This is a genomic window from Streptomyces sp. LS-MS-L19, from assembly GCF_058382285.1.
Genome location: NZ_JBYCLL010000001.1, coordinates 7,534,837 through 7,551,520, shown reverse-complemented (window position 1 = coordinate 7,551,520; position 16,684 = coordinate 7,534,837). Strand labels below are relative to the sequence as shown.

The following is a 16,684-nucleotide window of genomic DNA, read 5'->3' as shown; positions in this document are numbered from 1 at the left end:
CCGGTGAGCAACGACGTGACGCCCTCGACCGACAGCCCCTTCCGTTCCGAGCGGACCGCGCGCGACCAGGCGCCGCAGTTCGTGCTGCCCCTGGTCGTCCGGATCGAGAAGGCCGCTCCGCCCGCTCGCACCGACGCTCTGGAGACCGCGGCCCGGGCCGTGCTCGTGATGCTGAGCGACGAGCGCTCGATCGGCGACGGGGAGTGGGCCGAGGTCGTGCGGGACTGGCAGGACGCCCGGATCCGGAAGGTCGTACGGCGGGCCCGGGGGGCCGAGTGGCGGCGGGCGGAGGCGCTGCCCGGGATCACCGTGCCGGGGAAGTCGGCGGAGGTGCGGGTGTTCCCCCCGGTGCCGCTCGACGGCTGGCCCAAGGAACTGGCCAAGCTCCAGGTCTCCGGCACCGACCTCGACGACCCGGAGCCCCCGGTGGCGGCGGACCCGGCGACCCCGGTGCTGTGGCTCAACCCTGATCTCGACATGTCGGCCGGCAAGGCGATGGCCCAGGCCGGTCACGGCGCCCAACTGGCCTGGTGGGAACTGTCGGACGGGGAGAAGGCCGGCTGGCGGGACGCCGGGTTCCCGCTCGCCGTGCGCACCGCGGACCCAGGCCGCTGGGCTGAACTGACCACCAGCGGGCTGCCGTTGGTCCGTGACGCCGGCTTCACCGAGATCGCGCCGGGCTCCTGCACGGTCGTCGCCGACCATCCGGCGCTGCGGTGACCCGCCTCGACGGGCGCGTGGAGCGCGGTAACCGGACCCGGCGGACGGTGTTGCGGCGGGCCGTCGACATCGCCTCGGTCGAGGGCCTGGAGGCCTTGTCCGTGGGGCGGTTGGCCGGGGAGCTGGAGCTGAGCAAGAGCGGGGTCTTCGCGCTGTTCGGCTCCAAGCAGGAGTTGCAGCTGGCGACCGTGCGGGAGGCCTCGCGGATCTTCGTCGCCGAGGTGCTGGAGCCGGTCGCCGAGGCGGCGGAGGGGCTCGCGCGCCTGCGAGGGCTGTGCGAGGGCTGGCTGCGGTACTCGGAGGAACGGGTCTTTCCCGGGGGGTGCTTCTTCTACGGCGTGATGGCCGAGTTCGACGCCCGCGAGGGCCCGGTCCATGACGCCCTCGTCGAGGCCCAGCGGGCCTGGCTCGCGGAGTTGGAGAGGTGCGCCGAGCGGGCGCGGGCCCGGGGTGAACTGGACGCGGGCACCGATCCGGCGCAACTCGCCTTCGAGGTGGTCGCGTTGATGGAGACGGCGAACGCGATGTCGCTGCTGCACGGCGAGTCCACGCCCTATGCGAGAGCCCGGCGGGGCATCGCGGCACGGTTGGGCACCTGAGATCTGCGGCAGGCCGGTTGCCGCGCCGCTTCGGTCCCGGAAACTAGTAGCACGATCGTTCGTTTAGTTTTATGGTCGGGGCATGGGTACTCCTCGACGCCGTGTCCTGCGCTCCCGCTGGACGTCCGGCCCCGCGATCCCGCTCGACAATCCTGTGCTCGTCGCCCTCACCGACTTCACCGCCCACGACTACGGGCAGTCCGTGGCCGTGGCGCTGGCGGGACTGCGGTTGCGCCGCACCTGGGCGTCGACTCCCGGCGCGGTCGGCATGTGGCTGTGGGCGGATCCTCTGCGCCGGCGCTCCGGGTCCGTGTCCGTGTGGACCGAGGAGCGGGGACTGAAGGGGTTCACCGGGCGCCCGGACCATGCGCGGATCGTCCGTGCGTATCGCGGGCGCGGTGAACTGCGGTCGGCCCGGCGGGAGTTCGAGGAGTTCGAGCCGGATGCCGTGTGGGCGTACGCCCTTGAGCTGATCTCCGAGGAGCGCAGATGGATGTCGTCGAGCTGGACCGGATCGCCGTACGGGAGGCTGCGCGGGTGGTGGACCTGGCCCGGGAGGGGGACTGGGCGCGGGACACCCCCTGTGCGGGGTGGGACCTGCGGCGGCTGGTGGCGCACATGACCGGCCAGCACCACGGATTCGCGGCGGCGGCCCGGGGCGAGGGCGGTGAGACGCGGTTCTGGCGGGAGCGGGCGGAGGACGGTGACCCCGCCCGGGCGCACCGGAGGGCCGCCGACGCGGTGCTCGCGGCCTTCGCCCAAACGGGGGCGGTGGAGCGGGAGTTCGTGCTGCCGGAGCTGGGCGGCGGGTTCGCCGGCCGTACGGCGATCGGGTTTCACTTAGTGGACTACGTGGTGCACGCGTGGGACGTGGCGGCGGCGCTCGGAGTGCCGCTCTGGCTGGCGGACGAGGTGCTCGGGACGGCACTGGCCGTCGCCCGGCGGGTGCCGACGGATCCGGCGGGCCGCGGCCCGGGGTTCGCGTTCGCGCCCGCGCTGAAGGTTCCGGAGGGGGCCGGGCCGCTGGAGGAGACGCTGCGGCTGCTGGGCCGGGAGCCGGAGGCGTGGCCCGGCACGGGCGTCTGACGGGGCCCGGTCCCGAACCTCAAATGTTGCTCTGAAGGTCCCCCGGGCACGGTTCGGGCCGGAGGCCCTGGGCCATACCTCCGTCACGCCGATCGGCGGGCAGCCGGAGGGATACGGGAGAGGACGAGGAGGGGACGGACCATGGAGCGACTGGGCACGGGTATCGGGTGGCGGCCGGAGATCGCGGACGCGGTGGAGGCCATGCCGGGCATCGACTGGGTCGAGGTCGTGGCCGAGAACGTCTGCCCCGGGCATCTCCCGGAGTCGCTGCGGCGGCTGCGCGGGCGCGGGGTGACCGTGGTGCCGCACGGGGTCTCGCTCGGGCTCGGCGGGGCGGAGCGGCCCGACGCCGGGCGGCTGGCCGCGCTGGCCGAACGGGTCGAGGCGCTGGGGGCGCCGCTGGTCACCGAGCACATCGCGTTCGTCCGGGCGGGTGGTCCGCTGACCGCCTCCCCCGGCCTGGAGGCCGGGCACCTGCTGCCCGTCCCCCGCACCCGGGACGCGCTCGACGTCCTGTGCGAGAACATCCGCGTCGCACAGGACGCGCTGCCGGTGCCGCTCGCCGTGGAGAACATCGCCGCGCTGATCTGCTGGCCGGGCGAGGAGATGACCGAGGGCCAGTTCCTGTACGACCTCGCCGACCGGACCGGGGTGCGGCTGCTGATCGACGTGGCCAATCTGCACACCAACCACGTCAACCGCGGCGAGGACCCGGCCGAGGCGCTCGCCGAACTCCCCCTGGAGGCCCTCGCGTACGTCCATGTCGCGGGCGGGTTCGAGCGGGACGGCGTGTGGCACGACAGCCACGCCCACCCGGTACCCCGACCGGTCCTCGACATCCTGACCGACCTCGCGTCCCGGGTGTCGCCACCGGGGGTACTGCTGGAACGGGACGAGAACTTCCCCGAACCGGGTGAGCTGGAAGGGGAGTTGAGGGCGATCCGGGACGCTGTGGAGAAGGGGGGCGGTGGGACAGGGCGATCGTCGGCGGTGTCGCGGGGGCCGTCCGTCGGTGCTGAGCGGGCCGCATCCCCGGAGGGGCAGGTCGAAGCCGCTCGGCAGCGGGTCGCCCTCGCGCAGGCCGCGCTGCTGTCCGCGCTGGTGGCGGGGACGCCGGTTCCGGAGGGGTTTGACCGGGTGCGGCTGGGGGTGCAGGCGAGGGCGCTCGCGGCGAAGCGGGCGGACGTGGTGGCGAAGGTGGCGCCGGAGCTGCCGTTGATCCTCGGAGCGGGGTACCGGCCGGCGTTCCTGGCGTACGCGCAGGGGGCGCCGATGACGGACGGGTACCGGCGGGACGCGTTGTCCTTCGCCGAACACCTGCTGCTCGGCGGGAAGGTGGCGGATGTCAGGGCGCGGCGGGAGCTGCGGGAGTGGTGGCTGGAGCGGTCGGGGCCCGCGCCGAGGTCCCGACGGCCCGCGGTCCGGCTGGCCCGGGCCACGCGGAAGGTGCTGCTGCGGCGCTGAGGGGGTGCGCCGCGGCCCGTGGCCGGCGGGCACGGGTGTACGACGGTTGACGTTGACCCGACGGTAATATGTCAACCCCGCACCTGAAACCCACTAGCGTGCGGTGCCGCAACTGGAGGCACCATGCGACCGCGACCACGACCGCCCCTCAGAGGTCGAGGCATCTTCACCGGCACCGGAGTCATCATCACCGGTCTCACGGCGACCCTGGTGGCGCTGCTCGTCCCGATCTGGTCGTACGCTGACCGCTCGGACACGGGGCTGAGCGTGCTCAACGCCGGGACGGTGACCACTCCTTACGGCCCGCTCTCCGCGCTGGACCGGGACTTCGTCACCAAGGTGCGGCTGGCGGGGCTGTGGGAGCTGCCCGCGGGTCAGCAGGCGGAGCAGAAGGGCACGACGCAGGCGGTCCGGACGGCCGGTGAGCACCTCGTGGCGGGGCACACCTTCCTGGACGCCCGGGTGCGGGACGTGGCGGCGAAGCTCGGGCTCGCGCTGCCCAACGAGCCCAACGACCAGCAGAAGCAGTGGCTCGCAACCCTGAACCAGGCCCAGGGCGTCGACTACGACCGGCAGTTCGCCAACATCCTGCGCCTGGCGCACGGCAGGGTGTTCTCGGTCGTCGCCGAGGTCCGCGCGAGCACCCAGAACTCCCTGGTCCGCGCCCTGGCCGACGACGCCAACACCACCGTCCTCGACCACATCAAGGTCCTGGAGGCCACCGGGTACGTCGACTTCGCCGCCCTGGCCCAGGAGCTGGCCGGCGACAGCGCGCCGCCGCTCGTCAACTCCCCCGCGCCGCCCGGTCCGACGACCGACCCGGGCGTGGTCGTGCCGGTCACGCCGTCGCCGTACGCGACGACGTACACGCTGCCCCCGGCCGCCTCCAGCCCGCCCTCGGTGCCCACCCCGTCGTAGTGCACTTCCGGACAAACGGAACGTCACACACCGACAACACTCCGTCCGGATCGTGAACAGCCCATGGCGCCGCCGCGAGCCTTTGGCATAGAAACGCGGCATGTTCTGGGTTCTTCTCCTGCTGCTGGCCTGGGCCGCCACCGGCACCGCGTGCACGCGGTTGTGCCTGGCCGCCGTTCACGCGGCGGCCGCGGACGCGGATGCCCGGGCACATGATCTGACGCTGTACGAGGCCGCGTTCCTGTCCGGCGGTCCCCGGCGGGTGGCCGATCTGACGCTCGTCTCGATGGCCCGGCAGCGCCGGCTGCTGCTGGCCCGCACCGGCTGGGCGACCGTCGTCGATCCGCGGGGGCGGGACGAGATGGAGCGCACGGTCATCGGCGCCATCGGGCCCGAGGGGCAGTCGCGGATCGCCCCGGTGCGCGCCGACGCGGCTTCGGCGGACGCGGTGCGCGGTCTCGGCGACCGGCTCGTGGACGCGGGCCTCGCCGTGCCCGCGGGCGCCCGGTCCGGCATCGCGGCGGCGGTCCGCCAGGTGCGGTCGGCCTCGGTGGCCGTCGTGGCCCTGGGCGCGATCGCGCTGCTGGCGCCCGCTCCGTCCGAGATGCCGCGGCACCTGATCGCCCTCTGGTTCGCCCTGCCGCTCGCGCTCGACCTGAGCTGCCTGGCCATCGCGAGGATGGAGGTCCACCCGTACTCGCGCTGGGCCTCCCCGGCCGGCCAGCGGCTGCTCGGCGCCCTGGCCCGGGGCACCGGCGGCACGGACGAGCGGACGTATCTCACCTCCGTCGCGGTGCGCGGCATCAGCGCGGTCGGCGAACCCGATCTGCGCGCGGCCTTCGCCCACCGCGAGCAGCGGCACGACGGGTGGGGCACGGACCCGCGGGACTGAGCGCTCCGGGGGCGCACGGAGGCATTGGGGCCGACACCGGCAGGGCGGTGCTTGCCTTCCGACCCACCCGAACGAAACATCCCTTTTGTCGCAGCCGCGCTCCGAAGGGATACGCGATGAGAGCTCCCGCCCTCTACACGGCCGCCGGGTCCTTGCTCCTCACCACGCTCGCCGCCGTTCCGGCCGGGAGCGCTCCGGCCGCCCCGGGCGTCGCGGAGTCGCACGGGACCGCGCTCGCCGCGGCGCGCGCCGGGACCGCCGGGATCCGCTTCGGCGCCTGCCCCGAGGTGGAGGACCTGCCCGACGGTGTCGAGTGCGGCACGGTGTCCGTCCCGCTCGACTACGCGCACCCCGACGGCAAGCAGATCAAGCTCACCGTCAGCCGGGTCCGCGCCACCCACAAGGACCCCCGCAACAGCAAGCGCCGCGTGCCCCGGCAGGGTGCCCTGGTCTACAACCCCGGCGGTCCCGGCGCCTCCGGCATGTACTTCCCGCTGATCGGCGCCCTTCCCGAGTGGAAGGGGCTCGCGGCGGCCTACGACCTCGTCGGCTACGCCCCGCGCGGAGTGGGCCGTTCGGCGCCGCTGTCCTGCAAGGACCCGCAGCAGTTCCTCCACGCGCCCACGCAGGCGCCGACGCACCCCTCGGAGTCGTACAAGAAGGAGCGCGTCGCGCAGGCGAAGGCCTACGCGCGCGGGTGCGCCCGGCGGTCCGGGACGGCGCTGCGGCACTACACCTCGCTCAACAACGCCCGCGACCTGGACGTCCTGCGCGCCGCGCTGGGCGAGCCGAGGCTGACGTTCATGGGGGCGTCCTACGGGACCTACTTCGGTGCCCTCTACGCGACGCTCTTCCCCTCGCACGTGCGGCGGATGGTGTTCGACGCGGCGGTGAACCCGGACCCGGAACAGGTCTGGTACCGCAACAACCTCGACCAGTCGGCCGCGTTCGAGGACCGCTGGGCCGACTTCCGGGAGTGGGCGGCCCGGCACGACGACGTGTACGGGCTCGGGAACACCGCCCAGAAGGTGCTGGGCAGTTACGAGAAGGCCGCGGCCCGGCTGGCCGCCGAGCCGGCCGGGGGGAAGGTCGGGCCGGGGCAGCTCCAGGGGGCGTTCCTGTCCGTCGGGTACTACGACGACGTCTGGCCACACCGGGCGCAGGCGCTGTCGGCGTACCTCAAGGGCGACCCGAAGCCGCTCGTCCAGCAGGCGGGACCGCATCAGGAGGCGGCGAAGGAGGCGGAGAACTCCCACGCCGTCTACACGGCCGTCGAGTGCAACGACGCGTCCTGGCCGACGGACTGGAAGGTGTGGGACCGGGACAACACGCGGCTGGCGCGGGTGGCGCCGTTCGAGACGTGGGACAACGTGTGGATGAACCTCCCCTGCGCCTACTGGCCCATGGTCCGGCAGGAGCCGCTGGACGTGCGGACCGGGCCCGGGGAGTTGCCGGCGACGCTGATCCTCGCCGCCGAGCGGGATGCCGCCGCGCCCTATGAGGGGGCGCTGGAGTTGCACCGGCGACTGTCGGGGTCGGTGCTGGTGACCGAGCGGGACGCGGGCACGCACGGCATCGCGGGCGGCCCGAACCCCTGCGTCAACGGATACCTGGACGCCTACCTGCTGGAGGGCCGCCTCCCGGTGCGGCGCGCCGCGTGCGCCCCGCACCCGGAGCCGAAGCCGAGGGCGACGGCCGGCCCCCGGAAGGCGGCCGGCACACCGACTCGCTGATCAGGCGAGGCCCGCCACGAGGTCGCCGAGGTCCTTGCGGCGGCCGGTGTAGAACGGCACCTCCTCGCGGACGTGCATCCGGGCCTCCGAGGCGCGCAGGTGGCGCATGAGGTCGACGATGCGGTACAGCTCGTCGGCCTCGAACGCCAGGATCCACTCGTAGTCGCCGAGCGAGAACGACGCGACCGTGTTGGCGCGGACGTCGGGGTAGCCGCGGGCCATCTTGCCGTGGTCGGCGAGCATGCGGCGGCGGTCCTCGTCGGGCAGGAGGTACCAGTCGTACGACCGCACGAACGGGTACACGCTGACGTAGTCCCGGGGGTTCTCGTCGGCCAGGAACGCCGGGATGTGGGAGCGGTTGAACTCGGCGGGGCGGTGCAGCGCCATGTTCGACCAGACCGGCTCCAGGGCGCGGCCCAGCCGGGTGCGGCGGAAGAGGTTGTACGCCTCCTGGAGCTGGTCGCTGGTCTCCGCGTGCCACCAGATCATGACGTCGGCGTCGGCGCGCAGCCCGGACACGTCGTAGGTGCCGCGGATCGTGACGTCCTTGGCGGCGAGCTGGTCGAACAGCTCCTGGACCTCGTCGGCGTAGCCGGTGCGGTCCTCGGGGAGCACGTCCTTCAGCTTGAAGACGGACCAGAGCGTGTAGCGGATGACCTCGTTGAGGTCCTTGGCCAGCTTGCCCTTGTTCGGGACCCTGCCGGACTCGGGGGTGGGGGCGTCGTTGCTCATGGGCCCTATTCTCCCGCTCCGCCGTGCAGGCTCTGCACCGGGTTGGCGGTGAGCTCGCGCACCGCGGTCAGGTCGCCCTGGATCTGGTCCACGGCCGCGTGGGCGCTCGCGATGCAGGCCGGGATGCCGACGCCGTCGTACTGCGCGCCGCACACCGCGAGGCCGGGGAGCTTGGCGAGGTGCTCGCGGATGCGGGCCACGCGCGCGTGGTGGCCGACCGGGTACTGGGGCAGGCCGTCGGTCCAGCGGGTGACGCGGGTCTCGACGGGGGTGGCGGCCAGACCGGTGGCCGCCTCCAGGTCGGCGCGGGAGACGTCCACCAGGCCCGCGTCGTCGCGCTCCAGGATCTTCGTCTCGCCGTAGCGGCCGACGGAGGTGCGCAGGATCACGAGGTCCGGGTTCTCGTCGGCGATCCAGCCCCACTTCTGGGAGGCGAAGGTGGACGCCTTGATGGTGCGGCCGTCGACGGGCGGGACGAGGAACCCGCTGCCGGCGGGCAAGGCGGTGTCGGAGCGGCGGTAGGCGAGGGTGACCAGGGCCATGGAGGCGTACTCGACGGTGTCGAGCTCGCCGGCGGCCTCGGGGGCCTCGGCACGCAGGAGGCTCGCGGTGGCCGGGGCGGGGACGGCGACGACCACCGCGTCGGCGTGCAGGACCCGGTCCCCCGCGACGACCTTCCAGCCGCCGGAGGCCTCGCGGCGCAGCTCGGTCACCGGGGCGCCGGTGACGATCTCGCCGCCCCGCGCGCGGACCGCGTCGGCGACGGCGAGCGGCAGGGTGCCCACGCCGCCCTCGATGCCCATGAACACCGGCCCGGTCTGCTGGTTGGCGGCCATCCGCGCCTGGATCTCGCGGACGCCCTCGGTGAGCGAGGTGTGGGTCTTCGCGACCTGGAAGAGCTGCGGGACCGCCGAGCGCATCGAGATGCGGTACGCGTCGCCCGCGTAGACCCCGCCCAGGAGGGGCTCCACGAGACGGTCGACGACCTCGCGGCCCAGGCGCGCGGCCACGAACTCGCCGACCGCCACGTCGTCGCCGACCTCGGTGCGGGGCAGTTCCGCGTCCTGCCCGATGCGGGCCAGGCCCTCGTCGGAGAGCACTCCGGCGAGCGCGTCGGCGGTGCCGGGGACGCCCATGACATGGCCCTTGGGCATGGGGCGCAGGGCGCCGCGGGTCCAGATCGAGGCGGTCGCGGTGGCGGGCGGCTGGAGGCGCTGTTCGAGGCCCACTTCGCGCGCGAGGGCCACCGCCTCCGGCCTGCGGGCCAGCATCGACTCGGCGCCGAGGTCCACGCGCGCGCCGGCGATCTCGCCGGGCAGCAGCTTGCCGCCCACCCGGTCCGACGCCTCCAGCACGGTGACGCGCGCGCCGCGCGCGAGGAGCCGGTGGGCCGCGGCCAGTCCCGCGATGCCGGCTCCGACGACGACCACCTGTGATCCGCTCATGGCCCCAGCCTCTCAGACCCCACTGACAGTCCGTCGGCGGCCCGGTGTCCTTCACGAGTCCTGACCGTGACCGCATCGGGACCGGCGGGGTCCAACGTTCGCGGCCCCTGCGGCGTCGAAGGACCGTCAGTTGTTCACGACCCTCGGGGGGACACCCATGCACACACCACGTTCACGCCGTTCACGACGCTCCGTACGCCGTGGCCGGGCCCTGGCCGGGCTCCTGCTGGCCGGTGCGCTCGCGCTGACCGGGTGCAGCGGGGCCGGCGACAGCGGCGCCAACTCCGCGAGCGAGGACCGGGACGGCGCGGCACAGGCCCAGCCGGAGAGCGGGGCCGGTGCCCAGGACGCCGCGAGCGGCAAGCAGGCCAGTTCCGCGCCCAAGATCACCCCGAACCACATCATCCGCACCGCCTCGCTCACCGTGCAGGTCAAGGACGTACCCAAGGCCCTCGACGCGGCCCGCACCACCACCGAGAACGCGGGCGGGTTCGTCGGCAAGGAGACCACCACCCGCGACGAGGAGGGCAACGAGCAGACGCAGGTGGTGCTGCGGGTGCCGGTCGAGAAGTACGACGAGGTCCTCGCCGACCTTGAGGGCGCCGGCAAGCTGCTGGAGCGCACCGCGAACGCGCAGGACGTCACCGACCAGGTCGTCGACGTGAACAGCCGGATCGCGACCCAGCGGGCGAGCGTGGCGCGGATCCGCGAGCTGATGGACAAGGCGACCAAGCTGAGTGACGTGGTCACCCTGGAGGGCGAACTCAGCACCCGCGAGGCCGACCTGGAGTCTTTGCTCGCCCGCCAGGCCTCCCTGAAGGACCGCACCACGCTGGCGACCATCACCCTGTCGCTGTCCGAGAAGCCGGTCGTGAAGGCCGAGGAGGACGACGACCCGGGCGTCGCCGACGCGCTGACGGGCGGCTGGGACGCGTTCGTGACCATGCTGCGCTGGATCGTGGTGGCGCTGGCGGCGGTCCTCCCGTTCCTGGCGGGACTCGCACTGCTCGCCCTGCTGTGGCTGCGCCTGATCCGCCCCCGCCTCCCGCGCCGCCCGGCCCCCACCTCCGTCGCGACCGCCCTGGGCCCCCTGCCCGTCGCCCACCCCGCCCCGGACCCGAACCGCCCGCAGGAGCGGGGCGAGGAGGACTGACGCACGGCGGGACGGGCGAGGGGTGCTGACGCATCCCGGGCGCGAGCGGCTGACGCACGGGGCGGGGGGAACGGGACAAGCGGGTGTGGCTGCGCCTCATCCGCCCCCGGCCGCCCCGCCCGGCGGCTCCGCACCCCCGGCCGGCGTCGCGGCCGCCCGGGCCCGCGGCCAAGTTCCGCCCCCTATCTGCCCCGCCTCGAACCGCTCCCGCCCCCTTCCCCGCCCCCGGACCTTCCGCGGGAGCGGCGGCAGGCGGAGAAGTCCGTCCGCGCCCACGAACCCGGACGGACGGAGGAACCGGGAACGTCCCGAGGGTCGGGGCGGGGTGCCCGGGGCTGAAATGACCCGTCCTCGTAGCGTGTTCGCATGGACATGAGCCGTACGCAGGGCACGAGGGAACGTCTGGTCGTGATCGGTGGTGATGCCGCGGGGATGTCCGCGGCGTCGCAGGCCCGCCGGATGAGGGGCCCCGATGAGTTGGAGATCGTGGCGTTCGAGCGCGGCCACTTCACCTCCTACTCGGCGTGCGGCATCCCGTACTGGGTGGGCGGGGACGTCGAGGAGCGGGACCGGTTGATCGCCCGTACGCCCGAGGAGCACCGGGAGCGCGGCATCGACCTGCGCCTGCGCACCGAGGTCACCGGGATCGACGTGGACGGGCAGCGGGTACGCGCGCGTGACCTCGAATCGGGGGACGAGTCCTGGACGCCGTACGACAAACTCGTGATCGCGACCGGTGCCCGGCCGATCCGGCCCGACATGCCGGGCGTCGACGCGGCCGGTGTGCACGGCGTGCAGACCCTCGACGACGGCCAGGCGCTCATCGACACGCTGGCACACACGCGTGGCCGCCGCGCGGTGGTCGTCGGTGCCGGGTACATCGGCGTCGAGATGGCCGAGGCCCTCATCAACCGGGGCTACGAGGTGACGGTCGTCAACCGGGGCAGTGAGCCCATGTCCACGCTCGACCCGGACATGGGCCGGCTGGTGCACCGGGCGATGGAGGGCCTCGGCATCACCATGGTCAACGACGCCGAGGTGACCAAGGTGCTCACGGGCGAGGACGGCCGGGTGCGGGCCGTGGTCACCGAGGACGCCGAGTACCCGGCGGACGTGGTGGTGCTCGGTATCGGCGTACGCCCGGAGACTGCTCTCGCGGAGGCGGCCGGGCTGCCGCTGGGCGGTCACGGCGGGCTGCTGACCGACCTCGGGATGCGGGTGCGCGGCCACGAGAACATCTGGGCGGGCGGCGACTGCGTGGAGGTCCTCGACCTGGTCTCCGGGCAGGAGCGGCACATCGCGCTCGGCACCCACGCCAACAAGCACGGCCAGATCATCGGCACGAACGTCGGCGGCGGCTACGCCACCTTCCCCGGGGTCGTCGGCACCGCCGTCAGCAAGGTCTGCGACCTGGAGATCGCCCGTACCGGGCTGCGCGAGAAGGACGCCCGTCGGGTGGGCCTGCGGTTCGAGTCGGTCACCATCGAGTCGACGAGCCGGGCCGGCTACTACCCCGGCGCCTCCCCCATGACGGTCAAGATGCTCGCCGAGCGCCGCACGGGGCGGCTGCTCGGCGTGCAGATCGTCGGGAGGGAGGGCGCGGGCAAGAGGGTCGACATCGCCGCGGTGGCCCTGACGGCGGGGATGACGGTGGAGCGGATGACGGCCCTGGACCTGGGGTACGCGCCGCCGTTCAGCCCGGTGTGGGACCCGGTGCTGGTGGCGGCCAGGAAGGCCGCCGCGAAGGTGCGGGCCACCTCCTGAGGGCCTGCTCGGGGCCCCGGAGGGCTGCCCGAGGGTTACGCCGTCCCGTTGATCCGCTCGATGGCCTGGCGGGCCTGGTCGGCCGGCGGCCGGGGCGGCAGCGCCGACACGGAGGCGCTGGTGCTGGGGGGCATCGCGGCCGGCTGCTCACCGGCCGGCTTGGCGTGCGCCGCGGACCGGGTGGACCTGAGCCGGTTGCTCACCGCCTCGTCGAGCGTCACCGGCCGCTGCATCTGGGACGCCAGCCGCCCGGCCTCCTGACCGAGCCTGGCCACGTCCTCCCACGGCAGCCGCACCACGAGAGACAGCTCGGCCTCGCCGTCGGGAAGAGCGTGCATCGGAGGAGTAATACGGTCGTTCATCGCCTGTTCCTCACGTAGTCCCCGCGGCCCGCCTTCCCCGTGCCGCGGGCGGTTGAGGAGTCATACGCACGCGTGCGTGCGGGTGTTCACCGGGGCGGCACCGATTCGGCGGACGCATCGCGGGCAGTACTTCCTTGTGGTCATCCCCGTCCATGACGTGAACCCCGTGCGCCGCACCCCGGTGGTGACGTACGCGCTCATCGCCGCGAACGTCCTCGTGTTCCTGTTCATGCCCGGCCTGGCAGGCTCCGTGGCGGGCGACAGCAGCGTGTCGCAGCTGTGCCATCTCCAGGCGTTCCTGGACCACTGGGCGGCGGTCCCGCAGGAGTTGATCCACCATCAGATGCCGCACCTCGTCCCCACGGGCGACGTCGGCACGAACGCACAGGGCACGACGGGCTGTGTGGTGGCCCCGCCGGACTACGACAAGTCCCCCGCGCTGTCGGTCCTGACGGCGATGTTCCTGCACGGCGGCTGGCTGCACCTGCTGGGCAACATGCTGTTCCTGCTGATCTTCGGCAACAACGTCGAGGACCGCATGGGGCATGTGCGCTTCGCGCTCTTCTACGTCGTCTGCGGCTACGCGGCCTCGTACGGCTTCGCGCTCCTCAACGCCGACTCCAGCGACCCCCTGATCGGCGCCTCGGGGGCCATCGCCGGGGTCCTGGGCGCCTATCTGGTGCTGTACCCGAAGGCCAGGGTGTGGGTCCTGGTGCCCTTCCTGGTCTTCCTGCCGCTGAGACTGCCGGCCTGGCTGGTGCTGGGCTTCTGGTTCGTGCTCCAGGCCTTCTACTCGTCCGGCGAGGGCGTGTCCGCCGCGGGCACGGTGGCGTACGCGGCGCACGTCGTGGGCTTCCTCGTCGGCATGCTGCTGGCCTGGCCGCTCAAGGCCGGCACTCCCCCGCCGCCGGAACCGCGCGGCCTGCTCTTCGGCAGGAAGGCCCGGCCCCGGCACACGTGGTGAGGTGGCCTATCGGGCCGTCTGCGTGTGGACGTACTCGACGAGACGGGTGAGCGCGTCCGGGTCGGTGGTCGGCATGACGCCGTGGCCGAGGTTGAAGACATGGCCCTCCAGGTCCTTTGCCGAGTCCAGGACCTCGCGGGTCTTGGCCTCGACGGCCGCCGTGGAGGCGAACAGGACCGTCGGGTCGAGGTTGCCCTGGAGCGCCTTGCCGGGGCCGACGCGGCGGGCCGCCTCGTCGAGCGGGACCCGCCAGTCGACGCCGACGACGTCCGCGCCGGCCTCGCCCAGGAGGTTCAGCAGCTCGCCGGTGCCGACGCCGAAGTGGATGCGGGGGACGCCGTAGCCCTCGACCGCCTGGAAGACCTTCGCGGAGGCGGGCAGCACCGAGCGGCGGTAGTCGGCGGGCGCGAGGGCGCCGGCCCACGAGTCGAAGAGCTGGACGGCGGAGGCGCCGGCCTCGATCTGGACCTTCAGGAAGGCGGCGGTGATCTCGGCGAGACGGTCGAGCAGGTCGGCCCAGAGCTCGGGGTCGCCGTACATCATCGACTTGGCGTTCTCGTACGTGCGGGACGGACCGCCCTCGACGAGGTAGCTCGCGAGGGTGAAAGGCGCTCCGGCGAAACCGATGAGGGGGGTCGGGCCGAGCTCGGCGGTCAGCAGGCCGATCGCCTCGGTGACGTAGGAGACGTCCTCGGGGGTGAGGTCGCGCAGCTGGGCCAGGTCGGCGCGGGTGCGGATCGGGCGCTCGACGACCGGGCCGACGCCGGGCTTGATGTCGAGGTCGATGCCGATGGCCTTGAGCGGGACGACGATGTCGCTGTAGTAGATCGCCGCGTCCACGTGGTGCCGGCGCACCGGCTGGAGGGTGATCTCGGCGACCAGCTCGGGCCGCGCGCAGGACTCCAGCATCGGGATGCCCTCGCGGACCTTGCGGTACTCCGGCAGCGAGCGCCCCGCCTGGCGCATGAACCACACCGGGGTGTGCGGCACGGGTTCGCGCCGGCAGGCCTTGAGGAAGGCGGATTCGTACGTGGCCGACGGCGGCGTCTGGTGTGCACTCACGTCGGAAAGTCTCGCACGGTGCGGTGGGTGCCCGGCGCGCGGTGTCCGTGTGGGCATGGGGCCAAGACCGGGTGTCTAGGGCGGCACCACGGCCCCCTTCCCTTTAACCTTCCCGCATGGCTGCGGCACAGGGACGACTGTCGGACGACACGGGCGGAATGGACGACGCGAAGGGGAGTGACCGGGATGGGAGCGGTGCGGCTCCGCCGGCTTTCCAGGCCGCGGTTCAGGCCCTGCGCGGCAGTCGGCTGAGGCCGCAGATCGAGATCGAGCCGACCCGGGCTCCGCAGCGGCTCGCGCCGCACGCGTACGCGCTCGAGGCGACCGTCGTCGACGGTGACCAGGACCTCGCCGACGGGCGGCTGGTGCTGCTGCACGACCCGGACGGGCACGACGCCTGGCGGGGCACCTTCCGGCTGGTGACGCTGGTGCGCGCGGAGCTGGAGCCGGAGATGGCCGCCGACCCGCTGCTGCCCGACGTCTGCTGGTCCTGGCTGACCGGGGCGCTCGCGGCGCGCGGGCTGTCGTACGGCGAACCGAGCGGCACCGTCACGCGCGCGAGCTCGCACTACTTCGGCGGGCTGTCCGAGCGCCCCGCGGCCTCGCAGATCGAGATCCGGGCCTCCTGGACGCCCCGTGAGGGCCTGGGCGGGGTGCCGGACGCGGCGGCGCACCTGGCGTCCTGGTGCGATCTGCTGGCCCAGGTCGCCGGTCTGCCGCCGGCCGGTCCGGGTGACGCGTCGGTGGTGACGTTGCCACAGCGACGGGACCCCCAGGCCCGCTGACCCCCCGCCGACCAGCGGTACCGTCCACCCACATGGCGCATCAATTTGTCGATACGGCCACTTTCAGTCAGGAGTGAGTCATCGAACGACCCGATGTGCTCACCGAACGATCGATCGCACGTCCGAATTGCACTAATTGTTACTCACTAGATCGTGATCATTCTCTAAAGGACGCCGGGTTCGGTGCCGAAGACGTCTGTGACCTTCCAAGCCGTCCCGCACCCCAGGAGGCCCGGTGTCCGTTCTCCTCGAGCAGCCCGCAAGCCTGGTCGCCTACCGCCCCAACAAGCCCACCGCCATGGTGGTCGTGGCCGACCCGCGTGTCCGCTCCACCGTCACCCGTCACCTCTGGGCGCTCGGTGTGCGCGATGTCATCGAGGCCTCGTCGGTGGCGGAGGCCCGTCCCCGCATCGGCAGCCCCAGAGACATCTGCGTCGCCGACGTCCACCTCCCCGACGGCTCCGGCCTGACGCTGCTGTCCGAGACCCGCGCCGCGGGCTGGCCCAACGGCCTCGCCCTCTCCGCGGCCGACGACATCGGCGCCGTACGCAACGCCCTCGCGGGCGGCGTCAAGGGCTACGTCGTCACCGGCACCCGCACCAACCTCGGGCTCCCCACCCGACCGGGCGCCGCCCCCATCGGCGCTGCCGCCGCCCGCATGCACCGCCGCCCCCCGGGTGCCCCGAGCCACCCGGGCGGCTACCGCGAGCTCTCCGGCCGTGAGGTCGAGGTGCTGCGGCTGGTGGCCGAAGGGCAGTCGAACAAGGCGATCGGCGTCTCGATGGGCCTGTCCGCACTGACCGTCAAGAGCCACCTCGCCCGGATCGCCCGCAAGCTGGGCACGGGTGACCGTGCCGGCATGGTGGCGGTGGCCCTGCGCACCGGCATCATCCACTGAGACGCAGCACACCGGCCTCTCCAGGGGCTCCCCGAGCCCCGCAGTTCACGGACGTGAACCAGAGCTTTCACCGGGCTGACTGGTTTACGACCCCCAAGCGCCTGCCG

Annotated in this window: 17 protein-coding genes; 13 read left to right on the top strand and 4 right to left on the bottom strand. The window is 73.2% G+C overall.

All coding sequences use genetic code 11. From position 1 onward, the window contains the following. Positions 1-3: 3 nt before the first annotated feature. The 8 genes from AC2XR2_RS33700 (at position 4) to AC2XR2_RS33665 (ending at position 7,412) form a co-directional block, all read left to right on the top strand. Complete coding sequence (locus tag AC2XR2_RS33700) at positions 4-720, top strand: peptidyl-tRNA hydrolase (protein ID WP_491517095.1); 717 nt, start codon at positions 4-6, stop codon at positions 718-720. Then, a complete protein-coding gene (locus AC2XR2_RS33695) occupies positions 717-1,319 on the top strand; it encodes a TetR/AcrR family transcriptional regulator (protein WP_491517094.1) in 603 nt (200 codons plus the stop codon). The genes AC2XR2_RS33700 and AC2XR2_RS33695 overlap by 4 nt, the downstream gene beginning before the upstream one ends. Positions 1,320-1,401: 82 nt before the next feature. Next, positions 1,402-1,941: a hypothetical protein gene (locus AC2XR2_RS33690; RefSeq protein WP_491517093.1), complete on the top strand. Its 540-nt coding sequence runs from the start codon at positions 1,402-1,404 to the stop codon at positions 1,939-1,941. Continuing rightward, positions 1,857-2,405 carry a TIGR03086 family metal-binding protein gene (locus AC2XR2_RS33685; protein WP_491518549.1) on the top strand — a complete coding sequence of 183 codons (549 nt, stop codon included), beginning with the start codon at positions 1,857-1,859 and terminating at the stop codon, positions 2,403-2,405. The genes AC2XR2_RS33690 and AC2XR2_RS33685 overlap by 85 nt, the downstream gene beginning before the upstream one ends. Before the next feature lie 141 nt (positions 2,406-2,546). Continuing rightward, positions 2,547-3,869 carry an MbnB/TglH/ChrH family RiPP precursor modification enzyme gene (locus AC2XR2_RS33680; protein WP_491517092.1) on the top strand — a complete coding sequence of 441 codons (1,323 nt, stop codon included), beginning with the start codon at positions 2,547-2,549 and terminating at the stop codon, positions 3,867-3,869. 123 nt (positions 3,870-3,992) lie between these two features. Continuing rightward, on the top strand, positions 3,993-4,787 hold the full coding sequence (locus AC2XR2_RS33675; protein ID WP_381299155.1) for a DUF4142 domain-containing protein: 795 nt from the start codon (positions 3,993-3,995) through the stop codon (positions 4,785-4,787). 100 nt (positions 4,788-4,887) lie between these two features. After that, positions 4,888-5,679, top strand: coding sequence for a TIGR04222 domain-containing membrane protein (locus AC2XR2_RS33670; protein WP_381299154.1), 792 nt, complete (start codon positions 4,888-4,890; stop codon positions 5,677-5,679). Positions 5,680-5,795: 116 nt separating this feature from the next. Further along, positions 5,796-7,412: an alpha/beta hydrolase gene (locus tag AC2XR2_RS33665; RefSeq protein ID WP_491517091.1), complete on the top strand. Its 1,617-nt coding sequence runs from the start codon at positions 5,796-5,798 to the stop codon at positions 7,410-7,412. Here AC2XR2_RS33665 and hemQ read toward each other — a convergent pair whose 3' ends face one another. Further along, positions 7,413-8,144: a hydrogen peroxide-dependent heme synthase gene (hemQ, locus tag AC2XR2_RS33660; protein ID WP_020133767.1), complete on the bottom strand. Its 732-nt coding sequence runs from the start codon at positions 8,142-8,144 to the stop codon at positions 7,413-7,415. A gap of 5 nt (positions 8,145-8,149) precedes the next feature. Next, complete coding sequence (gene hemG, locus AC2XR2_RS33655) at positions 8,150-9,589, bottom strand: protoporphyrinogen oxidase (RefSeq protein ID WP_491517090.1); 1,440 nt, start codon at positions 9,587-9,589, stop codon at positions 8,150-8,152. 157 nt (positions 9,590-9,746) lie between these two features. On the opposite strand from hemG, the gene AC2XR2_RS33650 reads away from it, so the two are divergent. Both AC2XR2_RS33650 and AC2XR2_RS33645 read left to right on the top strand, forming a co-directional pair. Beyond that, on the top strand, positions 9,747-10,742 hold the full coding sequence (locus AC2XR2_RS33650) for a DUF4349 domain-containing protein (protein ID WP_491517089.1): 996 nt from the start codon (positions 9,747-9,749) through the stop codon (positions 10,740-10,742). A 366-nt stretch (positions 10,743-11,108) separates the two neighbouring features. Continuing rightward, entirely contained in the window at positions 11,109-12,506 is a 1,398-nt protein-coding gene (locus tag AC2XR2_RS33645) for an FAD-dependent oxidoreductase (RefSeq protein WP_491517088.1), read from the top strand. A 35-nt stretch (positions 12,507-12,541) separates the two neighbouring features. Here AC2XR2_RS33645 and AC2XR2_RS33640 read toward each other — a convergent pair whose 3' ends face one another. Beyond that, positions 12,542-12,868, bottom strand: a complete 327-nt coding sequence (locus AC2XR2_RS33640; protein WP_185093058.1) for a hypothetical protein — start codon at positions 12,866-12,868, stop codon at positions 12,542-12,544. A gap of 136 nt (positions 12,869-13,004) precedes the next feature. On the opposite strand from AC2XR2_RS33640, the gene AC2XR2_RS33635 reads away from it, so the two are divergent. Further along, a complete protein-coding gene (locus AC2XR2_RS33635; protein ID WP_330269571.1) occupies positions 13,005-13,832 on the top strand; it encodes a rhomboid family intramembrane serine protease in 828 nt (275 codons plus the stop codon). A gap of 6 nt (positions 13,833-13,838) precedes the next feature. On the opposite strand, the gene hemE is transcribed toward AC2XR2_RS33635, so the two are convergent. After that, positions 13,839-14,894 carry a uroporphyrinogen decarboxylase gene (hemE, locus tag AC2XR2_RS33630; RefSeq protein WP_330263841.1) on the bottom strand — a complete coding sequence of 352 codons (1,056 nt, stop codon included), beginning with the start codon at positions 14,892-14,894 and terminating at the stop codon, positions 13,839-13,841. 116 nt (positions 14,895-15,010) lie between these two features. Between hemE and AC2XR2_RS33625 the strand changes: the two genes are divergently transcribed. Together AC2XR2_RS33625 and AC2XR2_RS33620 are read left to right on the top strand one after the other, a co-directional pair. Continuing rightward, positions 15,011-15,679: a DUF3000 domain-containing protein gene (locus AC2XR2_RS33625; RefSeq protein ID WP_330263842.1), complete on the top strand. Its 669-nt coding sequence runs from the start codon at positions 15,011-15,013 to the stop codon at positions 15,677-15,679. Between the two features lie 235 nt (positions 15,680-15,914). After that, positions 15,915-16,577 carry a response regulator transcription factor gene (locus AC2XR2_RS33620; RefSeq protein ID WP_007385400.1) on the top strand — a complete coding sequence of 221 codons (663 nt, stop codon included), beginning with the start codon at positions 15,915-15,917 and terminating at the stop codon, positions 16,575-16,577. Positions 16,578-16,684: the final 107 nt, after the last annotated feature.

What these genes read in the sequence shown, in the direction of transcription:
- AC2XR2_RS33625 (WP_330263842.1), top strand. Translation starts at nt 15,011, where the DNA reads ATGGCTGCGGCACAGGGACGACTGTCGGACGACACGGGCGGAATGGAC.
- hemQ (WP_020133767.1), bottom strand. Translation starts at nt 8,144, where the DNA reads ATGAGCAACGACGCCCCCACCCCCGAGTCCGGCAGGGTCCCGAACAAG.
- AC2XR2_RS33690 (WP_491517093.1), top strand. Translation starts at nt 1,402, where the DNA reads ATGGGTACTCCTCGACGCCGTGTCCTGCGCTCCCGCTGGACGTCCGGC.
- AC2XR2_RS33645 (WP_491517088.1), top strand. Translation starts at nt 11,109, where the DNA reads ATGGACATGAGCCGTACGCAGGGCACGAGGGAACGTCTGGTCGTGATC.
- AC2XR2_RS33665 (WP_491517091.1), top strand. Translation starts at nt 5,796, where the DNA reads ATGAGAGCTCCCGCCCTCTACACGGCCGCCGGGTCCTTGCTCCTCACC.
- AC2XR2_RS33675 (WP_381299155.1), top strand. Translation starts at nt 3,993, where the DNA reads ATGCGACCGCGACCACGACCGCCCCTCAGAGGTCGAGGCATCTTCACC.
- AC2XR2_RS33650 (WP_491517089.1), top strand. Translation starts at nt 9,747, where the DNA reads ATGCACACACCACGTTCACGCCGTTCACGACGCTCCGTACGCCGTGGC.
- AC2XR2_RS33680 (WP_491517092.1), top strand. Translation starts at nt 2,547, where the DNA reads ATGGAGCGACTGGGCACGGGTATCGGGTGGCGGCCGGAGATCGCGGAC.
- AC2XR2_RS33670 (WP_381299154.1), top strand. Translation starts at nt 4,888, where the DNA reads ATGTTCTGGGTTCTTCTCCTGCTGCTGGCCTGGGCCGCCACCGGCACC.
- hemG (WP_491517090.1), bottom strand. Translation starts at nt 9,589, where the DNA reads ATGAGCGGATCACAGGTGGTCGTCGTCGGAGCCGGCATCGCGGGACTG.
- AC2XR2_RS33640 (WP_185093058.1), bottom strand. Translation starts at nt 12,868, where the DNA reads ATGAACGACCGTATTACTCCTCCGATGCACGCTCTTCCCGACGGCGAG.